Here is a 14,890-nt window from a genome sequence, read left to right as displayed (position 1 = left end):
CCGGCCCGGTCGATGTGGCGCTCGGGTGTCGCGTGGCAGGTCACCGCGTTCATGGGCCTGCAGTCGACCACCTTCTATCTGCTGGTGACCTGGCTGCCGTCGGTCGAGGCGAGTCTCGGCGTCGACGCGGCCACCGCCGGCTGGCATTCGTTCGCCTACCAGGTCGTCGGGATCGCGGCCGGGCTCGGTGCGACCGTGCTGATGGGCCGGCGCGCCGACCAGCGCATGCTCGCGATCGTCGGTGGGGCGATCCTCGTGGTCGCGGTCGCCGGGTTGCTGCTCGTCCCGGATCTGGTGCTGCTGTGGGCGATCGTCGCCGGGATCAGTTCGGGTGCGACGTTCGTGCTCGCCATGGCGTTGTTCGGGCTGCGCACCCGCACGGTCGCGCAGACGGCGCAGCTGTCCGGGATGGCGCAGTGCGTGGGCTACCTGCTGGCGATGTGCGGCCCGATCGCGGCGGGCGCGCTCTTCGATGTCACCGGGACCTGGACGCCCGTGCTGATCCTGATCGCGGTGTGCGCGGTCGGGCAGAGCGTGGTGGGTGGGTTCGCCGGGCGCGACCGCTACACCCATACGGCGGCCGGATAGGGCGGGACGTCACGAGTCGGCCCAGGCGTCCGGCCGGGACCCGTCGACGTCGGTGACGCGATAGGCGCGGGCGAGATCGGCCGACGTCACCGACCGCTGATTCCAGCGGGCCCGCGCGGGGTCGGCGGCCAGCGCCGCGACGCCACGGCCGAGATACCGCGGTGATTCCGAGTTCGCGAAACCCGGTGGTGCCGTGGGCAGCTGATCGGGCCGGTCGGAGTCGAGGGCGTCGCGCCAGTTCTCCTCGGCGACGCCGTAGTTGTCGAGCATCATCTCCGAGCGCAGCCAGCCGGGCGTGACCGCGACGGCGGTGCCGCCGTGCGCGGCGAGTTCGTGCCCCTGCGAGAACGCCAGCCGGTTGACCGCGTTCTTCACCAGGTCGTAGAAGACGGAGATGCGGTAGTGGGCGGCGTTGTAACTCGCCGTCCCGTCGGTGACCTCGACCAGCAGACCGCCGGGCTCGGACACGAGCAACGGCAGCAGGTGATGCGACGTGATCAGATGGGTGTCGAGGCCGAGCCGCACGATCCGGAGCCCGGCGTCGAGATCGTGCTTCCAGATCGGGGTGTTCCACTGCGCCGGTGTGCCTTTGAGGATCTCCGCGCCCCAGATGTCGTTGACGAGAACATCGATGTGTCCGAACTCGGCACGGAGACGCCCGGCGAGCGCGGCCACCCGGTCGGGATCGAGGTGGTCGACCTGGATCGCGACACCTGTTCCGCCGAGTGCGGTGACGAGCTCGGCGGTCTCCTCGATGGTCTCCGGCCGGTCGTAGTCGGACGTCTCGCGACCGTGCGTCCTGCTGCTCCGGCCGGTGCAGATCACGGTGGCGCCGGCCTCACCGAGCCCGGCCGCGATGCCGCGGCCGGCGCCGCGGGTCGCTCCGGCCACCACCGCGATCTTCCCGTGCAGGGGTGCACTCATCGACTCCGATGATGCCCGGTGACGACCCTCACCGTCGATCACACTGCTCGGCCGGCTGGACCGCGGCCCAGCCGGCCTGCGCGTCGGTCAGCCGACGAGCTTTGCAGACAGCGCCGCCACGGTCTGCGGGCTCAGACCCAACCCGGTGATCAGGTAGTTGTGGACGGTGCCGTAGTCCTGCTCGAGTTGGGTGAATCCGGCCTCGAGGTAACTACGTTCGACGCCGAGGAGCGGCGCGTAGATCGCGGCCACCTCGGGACCCCGGGATTCGGCGAGCGCAGCCAAGGTCGCGCGGATGTGGTCGCCGGAGTATTCGTTCGACAGCAGATAGTCCGTGTACACGGTCTCGCGGTCGACGCCGACGAGGGACAACAGCAGGGCTGCGGTCCAGCCGGTGCGGTCCTTCCCGGCGGTGCAGTGGAACAGTTGCGGTCCGTCGGTGCGGGCGAACTCGGTGAACATGGCGCCGAGTTCCGCGCGGATCTCGGGATCGGTGACGAACGCGCGGTTGATGTCCTGCATGACCGCGCGCGCCGCCTCCGGTGTCCTCAGGCTCGCCAGGATCGATGTCGAGCTCAGGTTCCCGGACAGCAGCGGGTGCCGGATGTACGCGGCGCCGGCCGGGATGCGGTCCGGGGCATCGGCGATCTCGCCGTCGGTGCGCAGGTCGTACACCGCCGAGATGCCGACAGAGTCGAGTACCGCGGCGTCTTCGTCGTTGCTGGTGAGGGCGTTGGATCGATAGAACACGCCGGGCTGCACCCGCAGCCCGAACGCCGCCGGGTAGCCGCCGCCGGATCCGGCGAGATCCCGGAAGTTGTCGACCGACGACAGCCGGGGGGTCTCGACGACAGTCGGTGCGCCGATGCCGGCGGATCCGGTCGGGAGATCGAAGGGGGCGGCGCCGACCGTGGCGGAGCCGGTGAACAGCAGTGCGGCACTCAGGGTGACCGTTGCTGCGAGCCGGGCGCTGCGGCGTCCGGCGAGGAGAACAGTGCGAGACAATACAAACCTTCCTTCAGGGTATGGTTTTTCTTGCGTCTCATTTAGATCACATCCCGCCGAATTGTGATCTCGTTTTCGAGAATCGCGTTTTCGTAGGGTGGGTACCACCGGCACGGACGATGCGGATCACCGGGTAAGCTGACGGCCGACGTCACCGACCATCGAAGGACACCGAGCGCCGCATGGAACTGTTCCTGGACATTCTGCTGATTGTCACCAGCCTGCTGCTGATCCTGCTGGTGCTGCTGCACCGCGGTAAGGGCGGCGGCCTGTCCAGCCTGTTCGGCGGTGGCGTCCAGTCCAGCCTCTCCGGATCGACGGTCGCGGAGAAGAACCTGGACCGCCTCACCATCTTCACCGGCATCATCTGGCTGATCTCCATCCTCGGCATCGGGTTGCAGATCAAGTTCAGCTGAACGGCTTCCGGTCGCGAGACCAGCGCCTTCCGTCGATACTGACCGGATGAGCGTCCCGACCGGAACAGCCGCCACCGAGCCGCTGCGCGACGACATCCGCCTGCTCGGCAGCATCCTCGGGCAGATCGTGCGCAGGCACGCCGGGGAAGCCGCCTACGAACTCGTCGAGAAGGCCCGGATCGAGAGCTTCCGGGTGCGCCGCTCCGAACTGGACCGCGCCGACCTCGCCGCCATGTTCCGCGAGGTCGCCACCGCCGACACCATTCCGGTCATCCGCGCCTTCAGTCACTTCGCGCTGCTCGCGAACCTCGCCGAGGACCTGCACCGCGAGCGGCGCCGCGCGCTGCACGTCGCCGCCGGCGAACCGCCGCAGGACAGCTCGCTGGCCGCCACCTACGCCAAACTCGACGCCGCCGGCCTCGACCCGGATGCGGTCGCGGCGGCGCTCGAACACGCGCTGGTATCGCCGGTCATCACCGCGCACCCCACCGAAACCCGCCGTCGCACCGTGTTCGTCGTGCAGTCACGGATCACCGATCTCATGCGCCGCCGCGGTCGCGCCGAGGACGCCACCGAGATCGCCGAGATCGACCGGCAGCTGTGGCGGCAGATCCTGACGCTGTGGCAGACCGCGCTGATCCGCCTGGCACGACTGCGGATCCAGGACGAGATCGAAACCGGTCTGCGTTACTACGAGGCCTCGCTGTTCGCGGTGGTGCCCGCGCTCGACGCCGAGGTCCGCCGCGAACTGCGGTCCCGCTGGCCCGGCACCGACCTGCTCACCGAACCGATCGTGCGGACCGGATCGTGGATCGGCGGCGACCGCGACGGCAATCCGAACGTCACCGCCGAGGTCGTCCACCGCGCCACCGACCGCGCCGCGACCACGGTCTTCGGCCACTACCGCACCGAACTCGCCGAACTCGAGCAGGAACTGTCGATGTCCGAGCGGCTCGTCCCGATCACCGCCGAACTCCGAGCGCTCGTCGAGGCCGCCGCCGACGACGTGCCCGCACGCGCCGACGAACCCTACCGGCGCGCGATCCACGGCATCCGCGGCCGGCTCGCCGCGACCGCGCGGCGCCTGCTCGACGATCCGCCGAACTTCGGCGTCCCCCTCCGCGAGCCCTACCCGGGCCCGGCCGAACTGCTCGCCGACCTGGATGTCCTCGACACCTCGCTGCGTGCCGCCGGCGACGACGTCATCGCCGACGAGCGCCTCGCGCACCTGCGCAGCGCAGTGGAGGTGTTCGGGTTCCACCTCAGCGCCCTCGATCTGCGGCAGAACTCCGAAGTCCACGGCCGGGTTGTCGCCGAACTGCTCGCCTGGGCCGGTGTCACCGACGACTACGAGGCGCTGCCCGAGGATCGCAAGGTCGAACTGCTCACCCGCGAACTCGCCACCCGGCGCCCGCTCAGCGCCCCCGGCGCCCGGCTCGGCGAGCTCGCCACCGCCGAACTCGGGGTGCTCCGCGCCGCATCCGACGCCGTCCGGCTGCTCGGCGCCCACGCCGTGCCGCACTACATCATCAGCATGTGCGCGTCGGTCAGCGACCTACTCGAAGCGGCGGTGCTGCTCAAGGAGGTCGGGCTCGTCGACCACACCGACACCGGCCCGCGCTGCCCGGTCGCGGTGATCCCGCTGTTCGAAACCATCGAAGACCTCCAGCGCGGCGCCGCCATTCTCGGTGCGGCCCTGTCGATTCCGGAGTTCCGCAGCCTCGTCGACTCGGCCGGGTCGCTGCAGGAGGTCATGCTGGGCTACTCCGATTCCAACAAGGACGGCGGCTACCTCGCCGCGAACTGGGCGCTGTACCGCGCCGAACTCGACCTCGTCGAATGCGCCCGCGAGCACGGCATCCGGCTGCGGCTGTTCCACGGCCGCGGCGGCACCGTCGGCCGCGGCGGAGGTCCCAGCTACGACGCGATTCTCGCGCAGCCCCCAGGGGCGGTCACCGGGTCGCTGCGACTGACCGAGCAGGGCGAGGTGATCGCCGCGAAGTACGCCGAACCCCGCTCGGCGCGCCGCAACCTCGAAAGCCTCGTCGCCGCGACCCTCGAATCCACACTGCTCGACGTCGAAGGCCTGGGCACCGACGCGCCCGCCGCCTACACGATCCTCGACGACCTGGCCGCCCGGGCCCGCACGGCCTACGGCGAACTCGTGCACGAGACCCCCGGATTCGTCGAATACTTCCGCACCGCCACGCCCGTCGGCGAAATCGGGCAGCTCAACATCGGCAGCCGTCCCACCTCACGCAAACCGACGTCGTCGATCGCGGATCTGCGGGCGATCCCGTGGGTGCTGGCCTGGACCCAGTCCCGCGTCATGCTCCCCGGCTGGTACGGCACCGGCACCGCCTTCGAATCGTGGATCGGCGACGACGACACCCGCCGTGCCACGCTCACCGACCTGTACGAGCGGTGGCCGTTCTTCCGCACCGTGCTGTCCAACATGGCGATGGTGCTCGCGAAATCCGACCTGGGGCTGGCCGCCCGCTACGCCGAACTCGTCCCCGACACCGACCTGCGCGACCGCGTCTTCGGCAAGATCGTCGACGAACACGCGCGCACCGTCCGCACCTATCTGGCGATCACCGGACGACCGGACCTGATGGCGGACAACCCGGCGATGGCGCGGTCGGTGCACAACCGGTTCCCGTACCTCGAACCGCTCAACCACCTGCAGGTGGAACTACTGCGGCGACTACGCGCGGGGGAGGACACCGACGAGGTACGGCGCGGCATCCAGCTCACCATGAACGGCCTGGCCACCGCGCTGCGTAACAGCGGCTGACGCCCGAAACGGCGGTCGGTGTACCGAAAATTCGGTGCACCAACCGTCGTACGGGGTTCCTCTGTTCAGCGGTACGCCTCGCCGAGTTCCGGGTAGTCCGCCCAGCGCGGCTCCCGCTGCCCGGCCAGCAGCGCGTCGAGCCGATCGAGGTAGTACTGCCAGCCCGGACCGATCTCGGCCGCCTCCGAACGCGGAACGTGCCGATGCGTGAACTCGAGGGTGGTGACCCGGCCGACCTGACGCAACCGCAGCTCGAGCCGCCACCCGTCCACGTCGACGGCGAGCAGCCGCGGACCCGCGCACTCGACGATCCTGACGTCCGTCGTCGCCGAGTCGTGCTCGTCGGTCATCGTCAACCGCACCCGGCCCGATTCCGGATCCCCGGTCCACCGTCCGTACCAGCGGGCCAGCACGTCCGGCTCGGTCAGCGCCGCCCACACCTCGCCGATCGGCAGAGCGAAACTGCGCTGGTAGTACAAGGTTACGAGGACCGAACCGTGCGGGCAGTCGTGCTCGGGCCGGACCTCGCCGAGCACGGTGGACGGGGTGCTCATCGGAATGCTCCCTCCGGTCGTCGGATGCCGACACCGACAATTCTTCCGCGCGAGACATCCACCGGTGCGGTTTCCGGCGCGATCCGTGACCGACGCGAGACCGGCCGCCGTGGATACGGGGGAGAGCACCGCACCGGACCGGCTCGAGGCGATCCTCGAGCCGGTCCGGTGCGTTGATCTACTCAGCGCGTCGGCGCTCTCGGACGGGCCCCGCGAGCGCTCGACGGCATCACTTCGTGGTCTTGATGTCGATTTTCTTGGCGGATTCGGTTTCCTCGGCAAGCCCGATCGAGACGGTGAGAATTCCCTTGTCGTAGGACGCCTCGACGTCATCGTCGTCGGCGGTGGGCGGCAGGGTCACCGAGCGATGGAACGAACCGTAGGAGAACTCGGACCGGCCCTTCTCGGCCTTCTCCTCGGTGCGTTCTGCGTGGATGTCGAGGCGGCCGCGGTCGACCGTGACGGTGATGTCCTTGTCCGGATCCACTCCGGGAATCTCGGCTCGGACGATGTAGCGACCGTCGTCGATGTGGTCTTCGACTCGAATGAGGTTGTTGCCGAAGACGGTACCGAAGGAAGGCCATCGGAGCGTGTCGAAGATCTCGGACAGCTCCGGGAAGACCGAACGGGGCCGGCGAGCGGGCACAGACATCGTGTTCCCCTTCCGTGTGTGTAACTGTCGCATCGATAATTTTCCCCTCCTGCCGTGCCGGTCGACACGGATAAACCGAGGAAGGGACGAAGGGCCCCTATCGCCGGGGGCGTGTGCCCTGGCTTAATGGAAGGTGAACTGTCGACGACCGACGCGGCCGACGGAGGAGCAGGCGCATGGACGGCGCACGCATCCCGCGAGTGGACGAACGCATCCTGGACCGCCGCGGTCTCGATCTGCTGATCGACGTACTGCGCGGGCGGGGATATCGGGTCGTCGGTCCCACCGCGAGTGACACCGCGATCGTCCTCGGTGAGCTGGAATCGGGGGCCGACCTGCCGGCCGGATGGGGCGTCGAGACCGGTCCGGGCCGCTACCGCCTGCACCGGCGCGGCGACGACGCCGTGTTCGCGCATTCGTCGGGTCCTCGATCCTGGAAGCAGTACCTGCATCCGCCGCGTCGGCAACTGTGGTCCACCGACCGCGACGGTCCGTGGGAACCGCCCGTCGTCGACGAGACACCGTATGCGTTCGTCGGTGTGCACGGTTGCGACCTGGCCGCGATCGCGGTGCTGCGCCGCGTGTTGTGTCCGGATCCCGACGCCGATACACCGACCGCTCGCCGGTTCCGCAGCCTGTTCGTCGTCGCCGCGCACTGCACCGAGCCCGGCGGGGTGTGCTTCTGCGCTTCCATGGGGACCGGGCCGGCGGCCGGGCCGGGGTACGACCTGGCGCTGACCGAACTCCTCGACGACCACGGCCACCGATTCCTCGTCGACGTCGGAACCGAAGCCGGTGCGGCAGTCCTCGGCGACGTCGAGTGCCGCGTCGCAGAAGCGGACGACGTCGACCGTGCCCGCCGCGCGGTCGCCGAAGCGGCTCGGCACATGGGCCGCCACATGCCCGACACGGATCTGCGCGGGCTCCTCCGGCGCGCCCGGGACGCCGACGTCTGGGAAGACGTCGCCGACCGGTGCCTGACCTGCGGAAACTGCACCATGGTGTGTCCCACGTGCTTCTGCACCACCACCGAGGACACGACCGACCTGACCGGTGAGCACGCCGAGCGCTGGCAGCACTGGTCGTCCTGCTTCGAACTGGACTTCAGCCACCTGCACGGCGGCGATGTCCGCACTTCCGGCGAGAGCCGGTACCGCCAGTGGATGTCGCACAAACTCGGCACGTGGTTCGACCAGTTCGGCAGTTCCGGGTGTGTGGGATGTGGACGCTGCATCGACTGGTGCCCGGTCGGCATCGACATCACCGAGGAAGCGGCACGACTGTCGGAGCTGCTTCCGGCGTGGGGACAGGACGACCGGTGAACCCTCCCGAGCCCGTTCTCCCGGCCGCGCTCGCCGGGCTCTCCGAGCAACACCGCACTCGGCTCGGGAACTTCGCGGTCGCCGTCAGGTTCGCCCCCGGCGAGCCGGTCTTCCGGGAGGACGAGCCGGCCACCCGGTGCTGGCTGCTGCACACCGGCAGCGTCGTGCTGAGCACGGTGATTCCGGGGCGGGGCACCGTGGTCCTCGAAACCGTGCACGGTGGCGACATCCTCGGCTGTTCCTGGCTCGCTGCGTGTCCCCGGTGGCAGTTCACCGCGCACGCCGCGGCCGTCACCGAGGCCACCGAGCTGGACGTGGTCGCCCTGCAGGCGACGGCCGCCGACGATCCGGCGTTCACCTACGCGGTGACGCGTGCCCTGTCGGAGATGATCGTCGCCCGCCTCCATTCGACCCGGGCCCGGTTGCTCGACCTCTACGCCGGCCGTTCCCCGGAGTGACACCGTGACTCGGGACCCCGCGATTCCCCTCGGCTACCGGGTCGTCGCACGCGCGCACGAAACGCACGACACCGCCACGCTGACGTTGCAGCCCCTCAAAGATTCGGTCGAAAGACGTTTTGCACCAGGACAGTTCATGATGCTGTACGCCCACGGCGTCGGGGAGGTGGCGGTGTCGGTCAGCGGTGACCCGACGCCCGACAGCGACACGCTCGTCCACACCATCCGCAGCGTGGGGGCCGTGAGCAGGGCGCTGCACGACGCACCGGTCGGCACGGTGATCGGTGTCCGGGGCCCGTTCGGGCGCGGATGGCGGATGCACACCCACCCCGACGGTGACCTGCTCGTCGTCGCCGGAGGGGTGGGGCTGGCGCCCCTGCGGCCCGTCGTGCTCGCCGCGCTCGCTGCCCGCGACCGGTTCCGGCGGCTCATCCTCGTCGTCGGGGCGCGGACCCCGGCGAACATCCTGTTCCGATCCGACCTGTCCGCCTGGGCGACCCGGGACGACCTCACCGTCGAGTTGACGATCGACCAACCGGTGTCCGGGTGGTCGGGTGCGGTCGGATTCGTCACCGAAGCCCTGCAGAGAATCGACGTCGACCCCGCCCGCACCACCGCACTGCTGTGCGGGCCCGAACCGATGATGCGGTTCTGTGCCCGCGCCCTGATGTCGCGAGGAGTTCCTGCCGGGGACATCCAGCTGTCCCTCGAGCGGAACATGCAGTGCGGCACCGGTCAGTGCGGCCACTGCCAACTCGGGGAGCTCCTGCTGTGCCGGGACGGGCCCGTCGTCGACTACACCGTCGCCGAACCGCTTCTGCGCGTACCGGAGCTGTAGATGAGTACACCCTCGAAACCGACGCCGACCCTCGCGGTGTGGAAGTTCGCCTCCTGCGACGGCTGCCAGCTCACCCTCCTCGACTGCGAGGACGAGCTGCTGCCGCTGGCCGAGGCGGTGTCGATCGCCCATTTCCTCGAGCTCTCCGACGCCGTCACGGGCGGGCCGTACGATCTGTCGCTGGTCGAAGGATCGATCACCACGGCGGCCGACCGCGACCGCATCCGCACGATCCGGGAACAATCCCGGTACCTCGTCACCATCGGGGCCTGCGCCACCGCGGGCGGGATCCAGGCGCTGCGCAACTTCGCCGACATCGACGAGTTCCTGTCGGTCGTCTACGCCAGCCCCCACTACATCGACACGCTCGCCACCTCGACTCCCGTCTCGGCGCACGTGCCCGTCGACTTCGAACTGCGCGGATGCCCCATCGATCGGCGCCAGCTCCTCGAGGTGATCACGGCCTACCTGGCCGGACGGAAGCCGAACATCCCGAACACCAGCGTGTGTACGGAGTGCAAACGACGCGGTCTGACCTGCGTGATGGTCGCCGAGGGCACACCCTGCCTCGGCCCGGTGACGCACTCCGGCTGCGGCGCACTGTGTCCGGCCGTCTCGCGGGGGTGCTACGGCTGTTTCGGCCCCACGCCCGATCCCAATCTCGCGTCCATGACGGGGTGGCTGCGGACCTGCGGCATGAGCGAGGCCGACATCTCCCGTGTCTTCGCGACCTTCAACGTCGCGGCGTACGACACCGGCACGGCGGGAGCACGCGATGACCTCCTCCCGTAGGGAAATGACGGTGCGGGCGCTCGCCCGCGTCGAAGGCGAAGGCCGGCTCGACATCACCGTCCGCGACGGCCACGCCGAGCGGGTGGACCTCGCGATCTACGAGCCGCCGAGATTCTTCGAATCGTTCCTGCGCGGCCGGCACTACCTGGAGCCGCCCGACATCACCTCCCGGATCTGCGGGATCTGCCCCGTCGCGTATCAGGTGAGCGCCTGCAACGCACTCGAGGACGCCTGCGGGGTGATCGTCGACGACGACATCGTCGACCTGCGCCGGCTCCTGTACTGCGGGGAATGGATCGCGAGCCACGTGCTGCACATCTACTTCCTGCACGCCCCCGACTTCCTCGGCGTCCCGGACTCGATCGAACTCGCGCGCACCGACCGCGCCGCGATCGAACGGGGACTGGCCCTGAAGAAGGCGGGAAACGCTGTCCTCGACGTCGTCGGCGGGCGCCCCATCCACCCCGTCAACGTCCGGGTCGGTGGATTCCATCACGCCCCGACCCGGGCCGAACTCGCCCCGCTCGCAGCACAACTCGAAGCCGCCCTCGACCACGCGGTCGCCACGGTCGACTGGGTGTCGTCCTTCGACTGCCCCGATTTCGACGTCGACCACGAATTTCTCGCGTTGCAGCATCCGTCGCGGTACGCCATCGAGGACGGCGACATCGTCTCCACAACCGGGTTTCATTGCACAGCAAGTGAATTCGCGCGACACGTGAGCGAGCATCAGGTGCCGCACTCGACCGCACTGCACGCCACGCTCGACGGGCGCCGCTACCTCACCGGCCCGCTGGCCCGGTATTCGCTCAACTCCGGGCAACTGACCGGGCAGGCCGCGGCGTCCGCCGCCTCGGCGGGACTCGGCCCCCGATGCCGCAATCCGTACCGCAGCATCGTCGTCCGTGCCGTCGAGGTCGTGTACGCGCTGGAGGAGGCGCTGCGGATCATCGACCGCTACCGGCGACCCACACCACCCGCCGCCGCTGTCTCGCCGGTTCGTCGCGTCGGGCACGGGGTCAGCGAAGCGCCGCGTGGACTGCTCTACCACCGCTACGAACTGGACGCCGACGACCTCGTCGCCGCGGCCGCGATCGTCCCGCCGACCTCCCAGAATCAAGCGGCGATCGAACACGATCTGTGCCGTGCCGTCGAGGCGAATCCTGCTGCCTCGAACGAGGACCTGACGACGATGTGCGAGCGGATCATCCGCAACTACGATCCGTGCATCTCGTGCGCCACGCACTTCCTGACACTCACGGTCCACCACCGATGAAGACCGTGCCGATGAGAACCGTGGTGCTCGGGTTGGGAAACGAATACCGCAGGGACGACGGGGTCGGCCACGTGGTCGCGCGCGAAGTCGCTGCCCGGGGGGCACCGGACGTCGGGGTGTACGCGGTCGACGGTGAGCCGACGCGGATGCTCGACGCGTGGGACGGCGCGGATCTGGCGATTCTGATCGATTCCGCGGTAGGAGATTCCTCCCGTTCGGAAACCGTCCCTTCGGGCGCGGTGCACAGAGTCGAATCGGTGCACAGAGTCGACTCTGTGCACCGATTCGACTCCGGGGACGTGACGCTGTCGCCGGGGGCGGCGACCAGCACCCACGGCTTCGGGCTGATCACCGCCCTCGAACTGGGGCGTCTGCTCGATCGCCTGCCCCACCGATGGGTGCTGTACACCGTCGACGCCGCCGACGTCGGCTTCGGATGCGGCCTGTCCCGCGCCACCGCGCGCGCGGCCGACCGGGTGGTCGCGGCGGTGCTGGAGGAAATCGCCCGTGGCTAGCGCACCACCAGCATCGGGCAGGTCACGTGGTGCAGCAGCGCGCGGCTCGTCGACCCCAACAGCAGGCCCGTGAACCCGCCCCGTCCGCGACTCCCGACCACCAGCAACTGGGCGTGCTCGGCCTGGTCACGCAGGCTCCGGACAGGTTCGTCCATGACCACCACCGTCCGGACCGGTACGTCGGGGAACTCCCCGGAATACCCGGCCAGACTCTCGGCCAGCGTCGCCCGCTCGCGTTCCTGCACCTGGGACCATTCGAAGTCGCTGGGGAACGGAGCATGCAGGTCCACGTCGGACCACACGTGGACTGCGACCAGTTCGGCGCCACGCATGGCCGCCTCCTCGAACGCCATCGCGACCGCGTGCTCGCTGTGCTTCGACCCGTCGACGCCGACGACCACCGGACCGGAAATATCGTTGACGTCGACGTGCGGGAGACCCCGTACGACGGCCACCGGTGAATGGGCGTGGGTGACCACCGCGGCGCTGACCGAGCCGAGCAGCGCACGTTCGATCAGTCCGCGCCGATTCGCCCCCACCACCACCATCCGGGCGGACTTGGATCGCTCGATGAGCTCGCGCGCCGGTGCGTCCTGGGAGACGGCCTTCTCGACCTCGACGGTGTGTCCCTGCGCCACCTGCGCGACCAGGCTCTCGGCCTCGGCGAGCCGCCTCTCGGCCTCGAGTTGCTCCTCCTCGTAGAAGGTGTCCGGCATTCCGATGGGGACCACATAGCCGCCGGTCACGATCGCCGTGGTGACCAGCGTGAGGGGAGCCCCCCGTCGTGCTGCTTCCATCGCGGCCCACGAGACCGCTTGCAGAGACGACGGTGAGCCGTCCACTCCGACGACTATCGGTTGATGTGCGGTCACGTTGGCCTCCTGGGGTCGGCCGGCTGGAATCCGTCACTGCCTATCGTCGTTGCGGCAGCGCGCTCTGCCGTAGGGGAGAAGGTCCTCACCTTCGGACGTCCACATGCACACGCCCGCGTCGGAGCCGAGTTCGTTCGCCGGAACCTTTTGCTGGTCTCGCTCCTCCAAGTAGGTGGCGGGCAACAGGGTTCCGCCGTAACGAGAAGGATAGGACAGACCTCATGGGGACGAAGCTGATTCGTGGCGCGATTCCGGCGACCGCGACCGCCGGTGTCGCCTTGGCGGCGGCCGGTGTGGCCCAGGCGGGCGGCGCCCCCGACGGCTGGACGCCGGACCGACCCTACGTCGAGCCGGGTTACAGCCGGCCGTTCATCGACGAGGCCTGCATCCCGGTGCAGCCCGGCGTAACCACTCCCGGCCCTACGGATGTGCCCTGCCTGACACCCGGCGTCTTGCCGTCCCGGTAAGCGAGTCGCCGACCCCATATCCCGTGTGGCGAGCACGACCGGAGTCGGGGCGAGGACCCCGACTCCGGTAGCCGGCGACGCACGCGAACCGCGTGGAACCGGCGGGCAGGTCGACGCGTCGAACCGGGTAAGGACGAGCACTGTCGTCCCCGAGGGGGGAGGAACACCGACCATGGAACCACGCTCGACGCACTGCGTACGCACCCGATCGCGAACAGGCTTGCTGCGCACCGCATCCCGGCCGCGAAGCGCGATCAGGCTGGGATGCGGCATGCCGGCCCGGGACGGAACGCCGGGCTCGGACACCCGCCCGGACGACACCCGCAGCGACGGACGGGAACGATGACCGCCCGCGTGCTCAGGCGTCCGGCAGACCCGCCGCCGCCTCGGTGTCGACGAACCACACCGTCTGTTCGAGACCGCGCGCCCCGGCCGCCGGGATGTCGACCGGATCGGCGCCGGCCACCGCAGCCGCGACCGCGTCGGCCTTGGCCGCGCCGGTCACCAGGAACCACACCTGCCGCGACCGGCGAACCGCGGGCAACGTCAACGTGACCCGCGCCGGCGGCGGCTTCGGGGAATCGTCGACGCCGACGACGAACTTCTCGGACTCGCGCACCGCGTCGGTGTCCGGGAACAGCGAATTGATGTGGCCTTCCCCGCCCATCCCGAGCAGATGCACGTCGAACGTGGGCACCGTGCCGTCGGGGGAGTGCTCGGCCAGGACCCGCGAGTACGCCGCGGCGGAGGTCGCGGGGGAGGCGCCGCCCGGTTCCCCGAGCGCCGGCATCACGTGGATGCGCGCGGGATCGATCGGCACCCGATCGAGCAGCGCCGCCCGGGCCTGCACCTCGTTGCGGTCCGGGTCGCCCGGCGGCAGGAACCGCTCGTCGCCGAAGTACACGTCGACCGCTGACCAGTCGATCCCGCCCTGCTCACGGCACACCTGCTCGAGCACCGCGATGCCGGTGCCGCCGCCGGTCAGCACCACCGACGCGCTCACCCGCTCACGCTGCGCGGCGACCACCGCGTCGACGAACGCGGACGCCGCCGCGCGGACCAGCGCGTCGCTCGAGGCGAAACGTTCGACGCGGACCGGTGCATCAGACATATTCCACCTTCGAGATGCCGTTGAGTGCCGAGTGGTAGACCTCGTCGGGGTCGAGCCGCCGCAGTTCCTCGGCCAGGCACTCCCACGAGTCCCGGCGCGCCAGGGTGATCAGCGAATCCGGTTTCCCGGTGCGTTTGAGTGTGGCGACGCGTCCGTCCTGCGGACGCACCAGCTCGATCGTCTGCGACCGGGTGCGCAGCTCCACCCGCAGCTTGCCGATCGCACGCTGCACCGGCCCGTCGATCCGGCTGGCGAGCCAGCCCGCGAGCAGATCCAGCGCAGGCTCGTTCGCCAGCCCGGACA

The 14,890-nt window shown here is 69.7% G+C and carries 17 protein-coding genes; 10 read left to right on the top strand and 7 right to left on the bottom strand.

The window, feature by feature from the left end; translation table 11 throughout:
* Positions 1–588 (top strand): MFS transporter (locus tag ACN675_RS23375; protein WP_420753109.1); only part of this gene is annotated, 588 nt, incomplete at its 5' end.
* Between the two features lie 9 nt (positions 589–597).
* On the opposite strand, the gene ACN675_RS23370 is transcribed toward ACN675_RS23375, so the two are convergent.
* Positions 598–1,512 (bottom strand): SDR family oxidoreductase, encoded by a 915-nt coding sequence (locus ACN675_RS23370; RefSeq protein ID WP_420753108.1) that lies wholly within the window; start codon positions 1,510–1,512, stop codon positions 598–600.
* An 87-nt stretch (positions 1,513–1,599) separates the two neighbouring features.
* Positions 1,600–2,517, bottom strand: coding sequence for a tyrosine-protein phosphatase (locus ACN675_RS23365; RefSeq protein ID WP_420753107.1), 918 nt, complete (start codon positions 2,515–2,517; stop codon positions 1,600–1,602).
* Positions 2,518–2,699: 182 nt separating this feature from the next.
* Between ACN675_RS23365 and secG the strand changes: the two genes are divergently transcribed.
* The gene (secG, locus tag ACN675_RS23360; RefSeq protein WP_420753106.1) at positions 2,700–2,933 is read left to right on the top strand and encodes a preprotein translocase subunit SecG; all 234 of its coding nucleotides are present in this window, start codon (positions 2,700–2,702) and stop codon (positions 2,931–2,933) included.
* 46 nt (positions 2,934–2,979) lie between these two features.
* Complete coding sequence (ppc, locus tag ACN675_RS23355; protein WP_420753105.1) at positions 2,980–5,730, top strand: phosphoenolpyruvate carboxylase; 2,751 nt, start codon at positions 2,980–2,982, stop codon at positions 5,728–5,730.
* A 65-nt stretch (positions 5,731–5,795) separates the two neighbouring features.
* Here the strand turns inward: ppc and ACN675_RS23350 are convergent, their stop codons facing one another.
* Together ACN675_RS23350 and ACN675_RS23345 are read right to left on the bottom strand one after the other, a co-directional pair.
* The gene (locus ACN675_RS23350; protein ID WP_420753104.1) at positions 5,796–6,284 is read right to left on the bottom strand and encodes an SRPBCC domain-containing protein; all 489 of its coding nucleotides are present in this window, start codon (positions 6,282–6,284) and stop codon (positions 5,796–5,798) included.
* Positions 6,285–6,513: 229 nt separating this feature from the next.
* The gene (locus ACN675_RS23345; RefSeq protein WP_420753103.1) at positions 6,514–6,936 is read right to left on the bottom strand and encodes an Hsp20/alpha crystallin family protein; all 423 of its coding nucleotides are present in this window, start codon (positions 6,934–6,936) and stop codon (positions 6,514–6,516) included.
* 176 nt (positions 6,937–7,112) lie between these two features.
* Between ACN675_RS23345 and ACN675_RS23340 the strand changes: the two genes are divergently transcribed.
* Genes ACN675_RS23340 through ACN675_RS23315 form a run of 6 tightly spaced genes read left to right on the top strand, consistent with a single transcriptional unit; the run spans position 7,113 to position 12,137 of the window.
* The gene (locus ACN675_RS23340; protein ID WP_420753102.1) at positions 7,113–8,258 is read left to right on the top strand and encodes a 4Fe-4S dicluster domain-containing protein; all 1,146 of its coding nucleotides are present in this window, start codon (positions 7,113–7,115) and stop codon (positions 8,256–8,258) included.
* The gene (locus ACN675_RS23335; protein WP_420753101.1) at positions 8,255–8,716 is read left to right on the top strand and encodes a cyclic nucleotide-binding domain-containing protein; all 462 of its coding nucleotides are present in this window, start codon (positions 8,255–8,257) and stop codon (positions 8,714–8,716) included. The genes ACN675_RS23340 and ACN675_RS23335 overlap by 4 nt, the downstream gene beginning before the upstream one ends.
* Before the next feature lie 4 nt (positions 8,717–8,720).
* Positions 8,721–9,554, top strand: coding sequence for an FAD/NAD(P)-binding protein (locus ACN675_RS23330; protein ID WP_420753100.1), 834 nt, complete (start codon positions 8,721–8,723; stop codon positions 9,552–9,554).
* Positions 9,555–10,346, top strand: coding sequence for an oxidoreductase (locus ACN675_RS23325; RefSeq protein ID WP_420753099.1), 792 nt, complete (start codon positions 9,555–9,557; stop codon positions 10,344–10,346). It begins immediately after the preceding gene.
* Positions 10,330–11,622 carry a Ni/Fe hydrogenase subunit alpha gene (locus ACN675_RS23320; protein ID WP_420753098.1) on the top strand — a complete coding sequence of 431 codons (1,293 nt, stop codon included), beginning with the start codon at positions 10,330–10,332 and terminating at the stop codon, positions 11,620–11,622. Before ACN675_RS23325 ends, ACN675_RS23320 begins: the two co-directional genes overlap by 17 nt.
* A complete protein-coding gene (locus tag ACN675_RS23315; protein ID WP_420753097.1) occupies positions 11,619–12,137 on the top strand; it encodes a hydrogenase maturation protease in 519 nt (172 codons plus the stop codon). Before ACN675_RS23320 ends, ACN675_RS23315 begins: the two co-directional genes overlap by 4 nt.
* On the opposite strand, the gene ACN675_RS23310 is transcribed toward ACN675_RS23315, so the two are convergent.
* On the bottom strand, positions 12,134–13,009 hold the full coding sequence (locus ACN675_RS23310) for a universal stress protein (RefSeq protein ID WP_420753096.1): 876 nt from the start codon (positions 13,007–13,009) through the stop codon (positions 12,134–12,136). The two genes, ACN675_RS23315 and ACN675_RS23310, sit on opposite strands and share 4 nt — an antisense overlap.
* 221 nt (positions 13,010–13,230) lie before the next feature.
* On the opposite strand from ACN675_RS23310, the gene ACN675_RS23305 reads away from it, so the two are divergent.
* The gene (locus ACN675_RS23305; RefSeq protein WP_420753095.1) at positions 13,231–13,476 is read left to right on the top strand and encodes a hypothetical protein; all 246 of its coding nucleotides are present in this window, start codon (positions 13,231–13,233) and stop codon (positions 13,474–13,476) included.
* Positions 13,477–13,834: 358 nt separating this feature from the next.
* Here the strand turns inward: ACN675_RS23305 and pgl are convergent, their stop codons facing one another.
* A complete protein-coding gene (pgl, locus tag ACN675_RS23300; protein WP_420753094.1) occupies positions 13,835–14,587 on the bottom strand; it encodes a 6-phosphogluconolactonase in 753 nt (250 codons plus the stop codon).
* Positions 14,580–14,890 (bottom strand): OpcA/G6PD domain-containing protein (locus ACN675_RS23295; protein WP_420753093.1); only part of this gene is annotated, 311 nt, incomplete at its 5' end. The genes pgl and ACN675_RS23295, both read right to left, overlap by 8 nt.

The organism is Rhodococcus sp. O3, from assembly GCF_048897285.1.
Taxonomy (GTDB): domain Bacteria; phylum Actinomycetota; class Actinomycetes; order Mycobacteriales; family Mycobacteriaceae; genus Rhodococcus.
The sequence above is the reverse complement of the archived record's forward strand: the minus strand, read 5'-3'. Positions and strand labels throughout refer to the sequence as shown.

What these genes read in the sequence shown, in the direction of transcription:
- ACN675_RS23370 (WP_420753108.1), bottom strand. Translation starts at nt 1,512, where the DNA reads ATGAGTGCACCCCTGCACGGGAAGATCGCGGTGGTGGCCGGAGCGACC.
- secG (WP_420753106.1), top strand. Translation starts at nt 2,700, where the DNA reads ATGGAACTGTTCCTGGACATTCTGCTGATTGTCACCAGCCTGCTGCTG.
- ppc (WP_420753105.1), top strand. Translation starts at nt 2,980, where the DNA reads ATGAGCGTCCCGACCGGAACAGCCGCCACCGAGCCGCTGCGCGACGAC.
- ACN675_RS23350 (WP_420753104.1), bottom strand. Translation starts at nt 6,284, where the DNA reads ATGAGCACCCCGTCCACCGTGCTCGGCGAGGTCCGGCCCGAGCACGAC.
- ACN675_RS23345 (WP_420753103.1), bottom strand. Translation starts at nt 6,936, where the DNA reads ATGTCTGTGCCCGCTCGCCGGCCCCGTTCGGTCTTCCCGGAGCTGTCC.
- ACN675_RS23340 (WP_420753102.1), top strand. Translation starts at nt 7,113, where the DNA reads ATGGACGGCGCACGCATCCCGCGAGTGGACGAACGCATCCTGGACCGC.
- ACN675_RS23325 (WP_420753099.1), top strand. Translation starts at nt 9,555, where the DNA reads ATGAGTACACCCTCGAAACCGACGCCGACCCTCGCGGTGTGGAAGTTC.
- ACN675_RS23320 (WP_420753098.1), top strand. Translation starts at nt 10,330, where the DNA reads ATGACCTCCTCCCGTAGGGAAATGACGGTGCGGGCGCTCGCCCGCGTC.
- ACN675_RS23315 (WP_420753097.1), top strand. Translation starts at nt 11,619, where the DNA reads ATGAAGACCGTGCCGATGAGAACCGTGGTGCTCGGGTTGGGAAACGAA.
- ACN675_RS23305 (WP_420753095.1), top strand. Translation starts at nt 13,231, where the DNA reads ATGGGGACGAAGCTGATTCGTGGCGCGATTCCGGCGACCGCGACCGCC.
- pgl (WP_420753094.1), bottom strand. Translation starts at nt 14,587, where the DNA reads ATGTCTGATGCACCGGTCCGCGTCGAACGTTTCGCCTCGAGCGACGCG.